General features: G+C 73.3%; 9 protein-coding genes, 1 pseudogene and 1 riboswitch. Of the genes and pseudogenes, 8 read left to right on the forward strand and 2 right to left on the reverse strand.

Translation table 11 applies throughout. The annotated features are described in order from the left end of the window. Positions 1-22: 22 nt before the first annotated feature. Positions 23-2,341: a 5-methyltetrahydropteroyltriglutamate--homocysteine S-methyltransferase gene (gene metE, locus ACFYPJ_RS14045; RefSeq protein WP_389015422.1), complete on the reverse strand. Its 2,319-nt coding sequence runs from the start codon at positions 2,339-2,341 to the stop codon at positions 23-25. A gap of 201 nt (positions 2,342-2,542) precedes the next feature. Beyond that, positions 2,543-2,748, reverse strand: a riboswitch (cobalamin riboswitch). A gap of 179 nt (positions 2,749-2,927) precedes the next feature. Between metE and ACFYPJ_RS14050 the strand changes: the two genes are divergently transcribed. The 3 genes from ACFYPJ_RS14050 (at position 2,928) to ACFYPJ_RS14060 (ending at position 6,200) form a co-directional block, all read left to right on the forward strand. Beyond that, positions 2,928-3,560 (forward strand): DUF1345 domain-containing protein, encoded by a 633-nt coding sequence (locus tag ACFYPJ_RS14050; protein WP_389015425.1) that lies wholly within the window; start codon positions 2,928-2,930, stop codon positions 3,558-3,560. Positions 3,561-3,861: 301 nt separating this feature from the next. Beyond that, the gene (locus tag ACFYPJ_RS14055) at positions 3,862-5,580 is read left to right on the forward strand and encodes a histidinol-phosphatase (protein ID WP_389015428.1); all 1,719 of its coding nucleotides are present in this window, start codon (positions 3,862-3,864) and stop codon (positions 5,578-5,580) included. Further along, a complete protein-coding gene (locus ACFYPJ_RS14060; RefSeq protein WP_389015430.1) occupies positions 5,577-6,200 on the forward strand; it encodes a hypothetical protein in 624 nt (207 codons plus the stop codon). The genes ACFYPJ_RS14055 and ACFYPJ_RS14060 overlap by 4 nt, the downstream gene beginning before the upstream one ends. Before the next feature lie 612 nt (positions 6,201-6,812). Here the strand turns inward: ACFYPJ_RS14060 and ACFYPJ_RS14065 are convergent. After that, positions 6,813-7,084: pseudogene (locus ACFYPJ_RS14065) on the reverse strand (DUF4132 domain-containing protein); the annotation flags it as partial. Between the two features lie 535 nt (positions 7,085-7,619). On the opposite strand from ACFYPJ_RS14065, the gene ACFYPJ_RS14070 reads away from it, so the two are divergent. The 5 genes from ACFYPJ_RS14070 to ACFYPJ_RS14090 are packed head-to-tail and all read left to right on the forward strand — an operon-like array spanning position 7,620 to position 12,563. Beyond that, entirely contained in the window at positions 7,620-9,479 is a 1,860-nt protein-coding gene (locus ACFYPJ_RS14070) for a phage tail sheath family protein (protein WP_389015432.1), read from the forward strand. A gap of 42 nt (positions 9,480-9,521) precedes the next feature. After that, the gene (locus ACFYPJ_RS14075; protein WP_376526980.1) at positions 9,522-10,046 is read left to right on the forward strand and encodes a phage tail protein; all 525 of its coding nucleotides are present in this window, start codon (positions 9,522-9,524) and stop codon (positions 10,044-10,046) included. 32 nt (positions 10,047-10,078) lie between these two features. Continuing rightward, complete coding sequence (locus ACFYPJ_RS14080) at positions 10,079-10,807, forward strand: hypothetical protein (RefSeq protein ID WP_389015435.1); 729 nt, start codon at positions 10,079-10,081, stop codon at positions 10,805-10,807. Further along, complete coding sequence (locus ACFYPJ_RS14085; protein ID WP_389015438.1) at positions 10,800-11,543, forward strand: hypothetical protein; 744 nt, start codon at positions 10,800-10,802, stop codon at positions 11,541-11,543. Before ACFYPJ_RS14080 ends, ACFYPJ_RS14085 begins: the two co-directional genes overlap by 8 nt. A gap of 60 nt (positions 11,544-11,603) precedes the next feature. Then, a complete protein-coding gene (locus ACFYPJ_RS14090; RefSeq protein ID WP_389015441.1) occupies positions 11,604-12,563 on the forward strand; it encodes a Pvc16 family protein in 960 nt (319 codons plus the stop codon). Positions 12,564-12,596 lie beyond the last annotated feature (33 nt).

Below are 12,596 nucleotides of genomic sequence, written 5' to 3' on the forward strand. Positions count from 1 at the left end.
GGCCCGGACCGGGCGCCGCAGCTCAGGACGTGGCCGGCCCGCCCCGGACGGTGCGGGCGGCGGCGACCAGGTTCTCCAGCGAGGCGCGGGTCTCCGGCCAGCCGCGGGTCTTCAGACCGCAGTCGGGATTGACCCACAGCCGCTCGGCGGGGATCGCCCGCAGCCCGGTGCGCAGGAGTTCGGCGGTCTCCTCCACGCTCGGTACGCGCGGGGAGTGGATGTCGTACACGCCGGGACCGGCCTCGCGCGGATAGCCGTGGGCGGCCAGTTCACGCGCGACCTGCATGCGCGAGCGGGCCGCCTCCAGGCTGATCACGTCGGCGTCGAGGTCGTCGATGGCCTGCACGATGTCACCGAACTCGGCGTAGCACATGTGGGTGTGGATCTGGGTGGCCGGGCTCACCCCGCCGGTGGTGAGCCGGAACGCCTCGGTCGCCCAGTCCAGATAGGCGGCCCGGTCGGCGGCCCGCAGCGGCAGGGTCTCGCGCAGGGCGGGCTCGTCGACCTGGATCACCGGGGTGCCGGCCGCCTCCAGGTCGCCGACCTCCTCGCGCAGGGCGAGGGCGACCTGCCGGACGGTGTCGGCGAGCGGCTGGTCGTCACGGACGAAGGACCAGGCGAGCATGGTGACCGGGCCGGTGAGCATACCCTTGACGGGGCGGTCGGTGAGGGACTGCGCGTAGCCGGTCCAGCGCACGGTCATGGGTTGCGGGCGGGAGATGTCGCCGGCCAGGATCGGCGGGCGGACGTAACGGGTTCCGTAGGACTGGACCCACCCGTGCCGGGTGGCGAGATATCCGGTGAGCCGTTCGGCGAAGTACTGGACCATGTCGTGGCGTTCGGCCTCGCCGTGCACGAGGACGTCCAGGCCGGTCTTCTCCTGAAAGGCGATCACCTCCCGGATCTCGGCCCTGATCCGCTCCTCGTAGCCTGCGCCGTCGATCCGGCCGGTCCGCAGGTCGGCGCGGGCAGCGCGCAGTTCGGCGGTCTGCGGGAAGGAGCCGATGGTGGTGGTCGGCAGCAACGGAAGGCCGAGGCGGGCGCGCTGGGCGGCCACCCGCACCGCATACGGCTGGTCGCGGCGGGCGTCGGCTCCGGTGACCGCCGCCGTGCGGGCGCGCACGGCCGGGCTGTGGGTGAGGGGCGAGGCCGCCCGGGAGGCCAGGGCGGCACGATTGGCGGCCAGTTCGGCGGTGACAGCCGCCGTACCGTGCGCGAGGCCGCGGGCCAGGGTGACGACCTCCGCGGTCTTCTGGCGGGCGAAGGCCAGCCAGCGCAGGAACTGCGGCTCGATGTCCCGTTCGGCGGCGGCGTCGAGCGGGACGTGCAGCAGGGAACAGGAGGCCGCCACGTCGACCCGGTCGGCCAGACCGAGCAGCGTGCCGAGCGTGGCGAGGGATTTCGCCAGGTCGTTGACCCAGATGTTGCGGCCGTCGACGACGCCGGCGACCAGGCGCCTGCCGGGCAGCCCGCCGACGGCGGCCAGCGCGTCGAGCTGGGCGGCCCCGCCCCCGGTGAAGTCCAGCGCGAGCCCGTCGACCGGCGCGTCGGCCAGCACGGGCAGGGCCTCGCCGAGCCGGTCGAAGTAGGAGGCGACCAGCAGCCTGGGCCGGTCGGCGCGACCGCCGAGGTGCCGGTAGGCGCGTGCGACGGCACCGAGTTCGGCCGGGGTGCGGTCCTGGACGAGGGCGGGCTCGTCGAGCTGCACCCACGTGGCGCCGGCCGCCCGCAGGTCGGCCAGGACCTCCGCGTACACCGGCAGCAGCCGGTCGAGGAGGGTCAGCGGATCGAAGTCCGCGGCGACACCCGGCGCGGGCTTGGCGAGCAGCAGGTAGGTGACGGGTCCGACCAGCACCGGGCGGGCCGCGAGGCCCAGGGTCAGGGCCTCCGTCAGCTCCGCGACCTGTTTGGCCGAGTCCGCCGCGAACACGGTGTCCGGACCCAACTCCGGTACGAGGTAGTGGTAGTTGGTGTCGAACCATTTGGTCATCTCCAGCGGCGCCAGATCCTGGGTGCCGCGGGCCATGGCGAAGTAGCCGTCCAACGCGTCCGCCGCGACGGCGGCCCGGTGGCGGTCCGGGACCGCGCCGACCATGACCGTGGTGTCCAGGACGTGGTCGTAGTACGAGAAGTCGCCGGTGGGCACTTCGTGGATGCCCGCCTCGGCGAGCTGCCGCCAGGTGGCCCGGCGCAGTCCGGCGGCGGTGGCACGCAGCGCGTCGGCGCCGACGCGGCCGGCCCAGTAGCCCTCGACGGCCTTCTTCAGTTCCCGGTGCTGTCCCTGACGCGGGTAGCCGTACACGGTGGCCCGTGCCGCCCCGGTGGTGGGCTCGGTGGTCACGGAGATCTCCTTCGCGAGACGATTCCCTGAGGTCCCGGCGACGGGGCGAGAGCGCGAAGGGGTGCCGGACCGGACGGAACGAGCACGCGTGGCAGCGTGCGGCCCTGCGCCTGGCATCACTCCCCGGACAGTGTCCGGAGGTGTCCCCGACCCGCCCTCGGGGTCACCGGGATGTCCGCGCACGAGCGGTCGCGCGCGGGCAGCGGGCAGGTCTTCGGACTCGCGGGCACATCTCGTCCGTACGAAGCACGTACGAGACTCCTACTGGCCGTCGCTTCCCAGGCCCGGTACCTCGGGCCCAGTGCGTATGACGGCGGTCGTTCCCGCTCACCGCTGCGGGGCAGTCCCGGATTCCCACCGGGTTCCCTCTTGCGACGCATCCCGTCCGGCTGACGGGGCGAACCAGCTGCACCGGCCACCCTACGGGTCGGGCCGCCGCCGCGTACGGTCGCGTCCGGCATTCGGATGGCGGCCCGCCCCGCTGCCCGACGACTGCCGGACGGCGTCCGTCCGCCCCGGGTGCGCCTCCCGGCGCCCGGCCGTGGCTGCCTGCGTGGCGGAGCCCCGGACGCTACTGTTGCGGTCCATGGGTGCACGGTTGCCGCTCTCGGCGGTCTCCCGGCTGTTCGGATCGGCGGCCGTCGGCGCGGTCATCGGCGTGGCCGTCGGACTCCCGACCGACCTGCCCCTCGGGCTGCTCGCCGGCATCTCGGCGGCGGAGACGTGTTTCGTGGTGGCGGGCTGGATCGTGCTGTGGCCCCTGGACGCCGAGGAGACCCACCGCAACATCCGCCGCGAGGACTTCCGTCCGGTCCTGGACGAACTCGTCGTGGTCGTGGCCGCCCTGTGCGGGCTGCTCGGCATCGTGCTGCTGCTGGCGTTCGGCAGGTCGGCCGACGGCCATGTCGCCGCGGCGGCCGCGCTCGGCGGGGTCTTCATGGCGTGGGCGGCCCTGCACATGATGTACGCGACGCGCTACGCCCACCTCTACTGCACGGCGGCCGGCGGCATCGACTTCAACTCGGACGAGCCGCCGGCGTACCGGGACTTCCTGTACTTCAGCTACAACCTCGGCATGACCTATCAGGTCTCCGACACCAGCGTGTCGAGTTCGACGATCCGCGCGGTGGCGCTGCGGCACTGCCTGCTGTCGTACGTCTTCGGCACCAGCATCCTGGCCACCGTGATCAACCTGGTCGTCGGGATCGTCTCGGGCTGACACACCGCTCCCGCGCCGTACCGAACGGTCCGTGGGCGGCCCAGGCGTGACCCCGGTGGCCGAAACGATTCCAGGGGGCCGGGCGGTCGCACGGCGGTGCCGACGCGGCGCGTCCCCGCCGTGCGGGAGCGGTCGGACCCGCGGGCGCGAGGGCGTCGGCGCAGCTCCGGGCGGGCATCGACGCCCGCTGCACATCCGGGCTTCGTTGCCGGACCATTGCCTTGACCCTCCCCGTTTACCAGAGCTTTGCAGACTCCACACGTCCCAAGCGCGTACGTCCCTGTTGTCAGCGGGAGTTGAAATGGGCCACGGCCACAGACACGATCACGGTCATCACCATCACCACCACGGGGGCGACGAGCCCACGTCCCTGCCGCCCGCCCTCGACCTGTCGGTGCCCGACGCCGAACTGACGCCCAGCCAGTTGTCGCGGCGCGCCATGCTCCGCCGCACCGGTCTGCTCGGCGCGGGACTGGCGACCGGCAGCGTCCTCGGCGGCGCGGGCGAGGCGGCCGCGTCCCCGGCCGCGTCGCCGGCCACGACGACGAACGCGTCGCACGGCTCGCGTCCGGGCGGCTACTTGTGGCTCGCCGGCGACCACCACATCCACACCCAGCACAGCAACGACGGCAAGTACCGCGTCATCGACCACGTCCGCCAGGGCAACGCGCACGGCCTGGACTGGATGGTGATCACCGACCACGGCAGCGAGACGCACGCCAAGATCGGTGTGGAGAAGGTCAACCCGGACATCGTCGCGGCCCGCGACACGATCGGCGACACCCTGGTCTTCCAGGGCCTGGAGTGGAACATTCCCGCGGCCGAGCACGGCACGGTCTTCGTCCACCCGGGCAGGAACGAGGTCGCCGTGCTGAAGGAGTTCGAGAACTCCTTCGACGGCTCGGTCAAGAAGGCCAGTTCGAACACCCCGGCCAACGAGGCACTGGCCATCGCGGGCATCAACTTCCTCGCCGACCAGGTGCGCCGCCGCACGGTCAAGGACGCCCTCTTCCTGGCCAACCACCCGGCCCGCAAGGGCATCGACTCCCCGCACGAGATCCGCGGCTGGCGCGACGCGGCCCCCGCCATCGCAGTCGGCATGGAGGGCGCCCCCGGCCACCAGGCCGCCGGTCTGCCGCGGCCGCAGGGTCCGGGCGGCGGACGGGGCTACTACGACGGCAGCCCCGGCGCCGACTCGTTCGCCGGCTACCCGCTGGAGAGCTATCGCACCTGGGGCGGCTTCGACTGGATGACCGCCACCGTCGGCGGCCTGTGGGACAGCCTGCTCGCCGAGGGCAAGCCCTGGTGGATCACCGCCAACTCCGACTCCCACAACGTGTACGCGGACAGCGCCGTGCGCGGTCCGAACAGCAACTTCGAGGCCAACGGCCGCTACGAGGACCCGGTCTACGGCGGCGGTCTGAACCTGACGGACGGCGACTACTGGCCGGGCCAGTACTCCCGCACGCACGTCGGTGCCTCCTCCTTCTCGTACCAGGCGGTCATGGACGGCATCCGGGCCGGCCGCGTCTGGGTCGACCACGGCGGCCTGATCAGCGGCCTGGACGCGCGGCTGCGCTCCGGGTCCAGGTCGGTCACGCTCGGCGACTCGCTGTACGTACGCCGGGGCAGCCAGGTCGACCTGGTTATCGAGATCAGCCTGGCGGGCGGCCCCAACTGGTCCCAGTTCGTGCCCGAGCTGGCCCGGGTGGACGTCATCCAGGGCGACGTCACCGGACGGGTCGCGGACAAGGACGCCTTCACCACCCCCAACACCAAGGTCGTGAAGTCCTTCGAGGTGAACAGGTCGACCGGTTCCGTCCGGCTGGCCTACTCCCTCGGCCGGGTGGACAAGCCGGTGTACGTACGGCTGCGCGGCACCGACGGCAACCGCTCCGCCGTCGGCCTGAACGGCGCCGCCGTGGACCCGGCGGGTCCGGCCATGGACGTCCTCGGCGACGCCGACCCGTGGAAGGACCTCTGGTTCTACTCCAACCCGATGTGGGTCCTGCCCGCATGACGGCACCCCACCACGTGCCCGGCGTCCGCTCCGTCATCGGGGTGGACGCCGGCACGGTGAGCCTGCGCGAGGCGGATCACCTCGTCCACCGGCTGGCGGACGGTCTCCGGCTGCCGGACGGCACCGTTGCCTGCACCCATCTGGTCCGCACCGCCGACCGGAGGGGCACCACCGTCTCGTTCGCCCTGCCCGACGAAACGGCGGCCCAGACGGTGTGGCAGCGCCTGACCGGCCTCGCCGACCCGGACCCGGGCCTGGGCGCCGTGCTCGGCGACCGCACGCACGGCCCGGCACCGGCCGCCCGCACGGCACAGCCGGGCGCGGCCGAACACGTCCGGCGCAGCGGCGGACGGGCCGTGCTCTATCCCGGTGCGGACCGCCTCACCGGCACCGTCACCCTGGCCGATCTGCTGGCCACGTCGGCCATCGAACGGGTCGTCGTGGTCGGCTCGCCCTTCGCCGCCGAGCCGGATCCGCGGACACCGGTGGTGACCCAGGACCACGTACGGCCCGAGTGGCGGGACGGCCGGCTGACCCTCGCCCTGGTCCCCGCCGCGGGCGGGACACTCGCCCCCTTCGAGGTGCCCAACCCCACACCCTGCTGCGCCGACCACTCCTGACGGCCCCGCGGCAGGCGCCGACCGGTTCATCCCGGTCCCTCGCCGGCGCCGCCCGGGGCCGTCGGCGCGGGGAGTGGCGGCCCGCACCCCAGGCCGCGGCGCACAGCGCACGGTCGGCCTCCTCCAGGTACCGGGCGGCGGCCAGCCGACTACGGGCGAACCGGTCCCGGTCGACCGGCCGGAGACGGCCGAAGGCGTCGCGGGAGCGGTCCGCCGCGGCCGAGTGCAGGGCGCCGAGGAGGTCGCCGGCCGTCGCCAGGCGTGTCCGTGCAGTTGTCGGCGGTCCGCCGTGTCACCGGCGGAGAAAGCGAGTACGCGCCGTCCGCCGGACATCGACTGACGGATCCGGCGGCGCAGCAGGTACAGCGAAGCCTCCTGGGGCGCGGGCCTGGGAATCATGTCGGCCGCCGGTGTCCGGCCCGTGGGCAGATCCGCGCACAGCAGCCGGTCGAAGCCCAGGTCCAGAGGGGCGCCGGGATCCGTGGGATGGCCGGTCGAGGGGCCGCTCGTCCCAGTCGGCCCCCGGCGTGCCAACCGCCCGCACCGCTGCTTTCGCGCCGAGCCGTCCGGCCGGGGAGACCGTCGCGCCCGACACCGCGAGCCGCGCGGCGTGCGCCGCGCGGACCTCCATGCCGGATCAGCCCACACTCCGGTGACGACGGCGAGCGGCACCGGCAGCGAGCGCACCATCCACCGCTCCACGTCGGCCGGGCAGCGCTGTTCGTGCCGCTCCAGCCATGCGGCGAGCTGACGCAGCCCGACGACCGCAGGATCGTCCGCGAGCTTGGCCGGACCCGACTTCAGCCGCCGTCCGGCCGCGTGCGGCACACCACCCTCCCGCCGTCGACGGCGACCGCGTAGCCGCCCGGCGTCACCCACCCCATGTGTGCCTCGCCGCACCGCATCGATCAAGTGACGGGACCTTTAGGACAGGCCACTGACAACGCCCCCGACGTGCGCGGAACACGGTCCCGGCCGGGCAACCGGTGGATCCGGCCACTGGGCAATCGCTTACTGGCCCGAGGGCGAAGGACTCGGTATGACCCGATCGAGTGAGGGCAGGACGCCGGCTGTGCAGGAACCGTGGACTCCCTGCCGGTGGCGCGCGGAAGTGATGTGCTGGTACTGGGAAGTTGACCTTCACGAAACCTTTTCGCCAGGTGGCCAGAACACGCCTTGTTGAGTCAACTGCCCACGAACCAAGGTGGTGCGAGCACCTGAGCATCAGGAGTCACAAGCTGCGCTGCTTGGCCCGGACAACCGAACCGTCCGGGCGATGACGGGGGAACTTGATGCGGTGCGCTAGGCCGCCCGTCCTCGACGCGCGGCTCGACAGGCGCACCATCCGGACATGTCCCTCCGCTCTCTGCCTCTTGGTGCCTTGCCCGGTGCCCGAGACAGGGATAGGAGGGGGAGCCGATGAGCGCGGTGAACGCCGCCAAGCCGACGTATCCCGGCGTCTACGTCGAAGAACTTCCCAGCAGCACCCGCACCATCTCGACCCTGACCACGTCGGTGACCGCTTTCGTGGGCCACACCCGGCGCGGTCCGCTGAACGAGCCGGTACGCGTCACCAGCTTCGCGGAGTTCGAGCGCCGCTTCGGCGGACTGAGCGCACGCAGCGCCGTCGGCTACGCGGTCCACCAGTTCTTCGGCAACGGCGGCACGGTCGCCGTCGTCGTGCGGGTCACCAAGGCCCGCAGCGGCAAGGCCGCCTGCGTCACCCTCAAGTCCACCGAGGGCCGCAGCGAGACCAAGGTCCTCGACGTGCACGCCAAGGAGCCCGGCAGCTGGGGCAACGGCCTGCGCGTCGCCGTCGACCACGACACGCCCTGCCCCGACGACACCTTCAACCTGCGCGTCTACGACGCCAGGGGCGAGGCCAGGGAGAGCTTCACCGGCCTGTCCATGGACCCGGCGGGCGGTCGCTATGTGCAGACCGTCGTCAACGCCGGCTCCCGGCTGATCCGCGTCGAGGCCGTCGGCGAGGGCCGTCCCGACCCGTCCGGGACGGTCTCCAAGCCCTTCGGGCACGACCTGCCCGACCTGGCCGTGGACCTCACCGTCAAGATCGGCGACGTGGAGCGCGAGTTCACCCTCCACGACCCCGACTCCGACGGCGAGGCCCCGTCCTCCGTGACCGGCCTCGCCCTGCTCCTGGAGCGCAAACTGCGGGCCCTGCCCGACGCCCCGGGCAAGCACGCCTTCGCGGGCGTCGAGGTCACCCCCTTCGGCCGCCGCGTCCAGGTGGTCGCGGGCTCAGCCGACCCCGAGGACGTCGTCCGCTTCCTCGGCGAGTGCGCCAACGACCTCGGCCTGGAAGCCTCCGTCAACCCGCCCGTGTTCCCGCTGGCGGGCGGCGAGGACGGCGAGGCCCCCGGACCGCGCGACCTCATCGGCTCCGAGGCCGACAAGACCGGCATCCAGGCGCTGCGCGACGTCGCCGACGTCAACCTGCTCGTCCTGCCCGAACTCGCGGCGTACGAGAACACCGAGGACGCCGTCACCGTCGTCTCCGCCGCCCAGCGGCTGTGCGAGGAACGCCGGATGTTCCTGCTCGTCGACGCGCCCGGCAACTGGGTCAGCGTGGAGGCGGCACGCGCCGGAGTCGCCGCCTTCGACGCCGTACGCGGCAACCACGCGGCCCTCTATTTCCCGCACCTCCAGCTCACCGACCCGCTCACCGGGCGGCTGCGGGCCTTCCCGCCGTCCGGCGCGGTCGCGGGCGTCATCGCGCGCACCGACTCCGAACGCGGCGTGTGGAAGGCCCCGGCCGGCACCGAGGCCCGGCTGGCCGGCGTGCACTCTCTCGCCGTCAGCCTCACCGACCGTGAGAGCGGACTGCTCAACCCGCTCGGCGTCAACTGCCTGCGCACCTTCCCGCTGACCGGTCCGACGGTGTGGGGCGCCCGCACCCTGGAGGGCTCCGACGCGCTCGACAGCGAGTGGAAGTACGTCCCCGTCCGCCGGCTCGCCCTGCACGTCGAGGAGAGCCTGCAACGCGGTCTGCAATGGGTGGTGTTCGAGCCCAACGACGAGAACCTGTGGCAGCAGATCCGGCTCAGCGCCTCCTCGTTCCTGCACACGCTGTTCCGGCAGGGCGCCTTCAAGGGCGGCACCCCGCGCGAGGCCTACTTCGTCAAGTGCGACAGCGACACCACCACCGACGAGGACGTCGCGAACGGCATCGTCAACGTCCTGGTCGGCATCGCGCCCGTACGCCCGGCGGAGTTCGTGATCGTCAAAATCCAGCAGACCTCCGGGCAGTTCGAGCTGTAGGCCCACGGGAACCCCAAAGACGTGGAGAGCTGAAGGAATCCGATGGCAGAGTTCACCGTCAACGCCCATCGTTTCGACCCCTACAAGAACTTCAAGTTCCTGGTCCTGTGGGACGGTCGTACGGTCGCCGGCATCAGCAAGATCAGTCCACTCAAGCGGACCACCGAGGTCGTCAAGCACCGGCACGGCGGCGACCCCTCCTCCCCGCGCAAGTCGCCCGGCCGCTCCGAGTTCGAGGGCATCACGCTGGAGCGCGGGGTCACCCACGACCCCGAGTTCGACCGCTGGGCCAACAAGGTCTGGCAGGTCGGCGCCGGGCTCGGCTCCGAGGTGTCCCTCGCCGACTTCCGCAAGGACATCGTCATCCAGGTCCTCAACGAGGCCGGCCAGGTCGCCGTGTCGCACAAGCTCTACCGGGCCTGGCCCAGTGAGTACCAGGTGCTCGGCGAACTGGACGCCAACGCCAACGCGGTGGCGATCCAGAGCCTGAAACTGGAGTGCGAGGGCTGGGAGCGGGACTACGAGGTGCCCGAGCCCGAGGAACCGTCCTTCCTCAACCCGGCCTGAACCCGGACCGGTCGAGGAACGCGGGGGGAGACATGGCGATCACCGGGACGGCCGGACTGCTGGACACCTGGGAGGCGGGGCTCGCCGAGGCGCCCGCCGGGCGTGCCCTGCTGCTGCACCGCACGGCACGCCCGGACACCGACCCGGGGACGCTCGTGGCGCTGCCGGTCGGCGAACGCGAGGCCGACCTGTTCGCGCTGCGCCGGGCTCTGTTCGGGGAGCGGATGCAGGTCCGGCTGGAGTGCCGGACCTGCGGCCAGGACATGGAGTTCGACCTCGACGCCGGCCAGTTCGCCCCCTCGGCGGCCGGGCCGCGCGAGCCGGTCGTCCGGATCGCCGAGGACGGCTGGGAGATCGAGTTCCGGCTGCCCGGCCCGGCCGACCTGACCGCGGTGGCCCGGTCCGCCGACCCCCGCGCCGCGCTGCTCGCCCGGTGCCTGGTCTCGGCGGTGCGGGACGGGGCACCGGCAGGCGCCGACGCCCTGCCGGCGCACGTGCAGCGGCGCCTCGCCGAAACCGTCGAGACCGCCGATCCGGCCGCCGACCTGACGCTCAACGTCGGCTGCCCCGAGTGCGGCGCCGCCACCCGCGCCGAACTGGACATCGCCTCGTACCTGTGGACCGAACTGGACTCCTGGGCACGGGACCTGCTCCTCGACGTCCACCTGCTCGCCACCGCCTACGGGTGGAGCGAGCCGGAGATCCTGGCGCTCAGCCCCTTGCGCCGCCGCTACTACCTGGAGCTGTGTGCGGATGTCTGACTCCACCCCCGAGGCGCCCCCGGCAGAGCCCGACTTCCTCGACCGGCTGATCGCCCGGCACACCGCCCCGCGACCGGCCGCGTTCCGGGTACGCCCCCGGCTGCCCGGCCCGTTCGAGCGGGTCGAGGCGGTACGGGCCGGCACCCAGGACCCCGACACCGCCGACCCGGCCGGCCGGCCCTTCACGGTGCCGGCCGCCGCGGCGGACCGGGACGATCCGCGCCCGGCCGGCACCGCGGGCCCGCGGCACACGGAACGGGAGCGCACCGTCGTGCACACCCGGCAGGCGCCCGCCGAACCGGCCGCCCGGCCGGCGTCGCCCGCCCCGGTCGAGGCACCGCTGCTGCATCCCGTCGCGCCCGCCGCGCCGGGCCCGCTCCCGGTGCCCCGGCCCGGATCGCGCACCCCCGGGCCGGGACACCCACAACCGCGCGCGGCCCGGACCGCGGCGTCCTCGCTCACCCTCCCGGGCCGGGACGCCGATCCCGCATCCGTCGTGCCGGCGGCAGTGCGCCCCAGCCCCGCGGACACGACGGCGGCCAGGGACGCCGTACGCATGGCCGCCGCCCGCCGTCCCGCACGGACGCCCGAGCAGGTGGTCCAGGTGCAGATCGGGCGGCTGGAGGTCACGGCCGGCCAGGCACCGGCCGGCGGCCGTGCCCCGAGGGCCCGGTCGGCCGAGCGGCCGGGCACCGCCCTCAGCCTGGCCGACTACCTGGCCCGGGGGCGTGAGTGAACCACGCCGGCAGTGCCGCGGCAGGACCGGCACGACGAGAGGAACCGAGGAACTGACGCCATGAGCAACGCACTCGTCATCGCCCATGTCAGCCAGGCCCTCGCCCTGCTGATCGAGTCCCACCTGCAGCCGGAGATCGACATGGCCGTCAAGGTGGAACCGCGCAAGCCGCCCGCCGACCCGCCGACGGACCCCACCATCTCCGTCTTCCTCTACCAGGTCACCCCCAACGTCTCACGGCGCAACGACGACCTGCCGACCCGCGCCGCCGACGGCACCCTGGTGCGCCGGGCCGTGGCCGCGCTCGACCTGCACTATGTGATCAGCGCGTACGGCGACGAGACCGAGCTGGTCGGGCAGCGGCTCATCGGCTCGGTGGTGCGCACCCTGCACGAGATCCCGGTGCTGCCCAAGGACGTCATCGAACTCGCCGGTGAGAAGCCCTACTTGGCGGGCAGCAACCTCGCCGAGGCCGCCCAGCGGGTGCGGTTCACGCCGACGGTGATGGACGTCGACGAGACGTCGAAGCTGTGGGGGATGCTCTACCAGACCCCGTACGCGCTGTCCGTGGTCTACCAGGCGTCCCTGGTCCTCATCGACGGCCGCGAGACGCCCACACCGGCGAAGCCCGTCGAGCGGCCCGAGGTGCGGGTGCTGCCGTTCGGGGCGCCGGGCGCACCCGTACCGCCGGGACCGGCACGTGCCGACGAGCCGTCGGCCGGCGGGGACGGCCCCGGGACGGCGGAGACCGGACCCGGCACGCCGAAGCCCTGGTCCGGCGCGGCGGGGACCGGCACCGACGAGGCAGCCGCGCCCGACGCCGCCGGCCGGGCCGCGAAACGGCCCGGGAAGGCCGTCGCCAAGACCGCGCCGAAGGCGCCCGCCCGCACCCGCGGTACGGCGCAGCCCGCCAGGGCGGGCAAGGCCGCGAAACGGACGACGCGGACCACCCGGCCCGCCGAACACCCGGACGCAGGCCCCGCGACGCGGTCCGGGGCCGACGAGGACGCGGAGAGCTGAGGCGGCGTGGGATCGAGGGGGGCAGGTGACCAC

Origin of the sequence: Streptomyces sp. NPDC006012 (assembly GCF_042871185.1) — a bacterium.
Classification (GTDB): Bacteria; Actinomycetota; Actinomycetes; order Streptomycetales; family Streptomycetaceae; genus Streptomyces.

Excerpts from the sequence above, each read along its gene's own strand:
- ACFYPJ_RS14050 (WP_389015425.1), top strand. The coding sequence starts at position 2,928 with ATGGGTGCACGGTTGCCGCTCTCGGCGGTCTCCCGGCTGTTCGGATCG.
- ACFYPJ_RS14055 (WP_389015428.1), top strand. The coding sequence starts at position 3,862 with ATGGGCCACGGCCACAGACACGATCACGGTCATCACCATCACCACCAC.
- ACFYPJ_RS14060 (WP_389015430.1), top strand. The coding sequence starts at position 5,577 with ATGACGGCACCCCACCACGTGCCCGGCGTCCGCTCCGTCATCGGGGTG.
- ACFYPJ_RS14070 (WP_389015432.1), top strand. The coding sequence starts at position 7,620 with ATGAGCGCGGTGAACGCCGCCAAGCCGACGTATCCCGGCGTCTACGTC.
- ACFYPJ_RS14075 (WP_376526980.1), top strand. The coding sequence starts at position 9,522 with ATGGCAGAGTTCACCGTCAACGCCCATCGTTTCGACCCCTACAAGAAC.
- ACFYPJ_RS14080 (WP_389015435.1), top strand. The coding sequence starts at position 10,079 with ATGGCGATCACCGGGACGGCCGGACTGCTGGACACCTGGGAGGCGGGG.
- ACFYPJ_RS14085 (WP_389015438.1), top strand. The coding sequence starts at position 10,800 with ATGTCTGACTCCACCCCCGAGGCGCCCCCGGCAGAGCCCGACTTCCTC.
- ACFYPJ_RS14090 (WP_389015441.1), top strand. The coding sequence starts at position 11,604 with ATGAGCAACGCACTCGTCATCGCCCATGTCAGCCAGGCCCTCGCCCTG.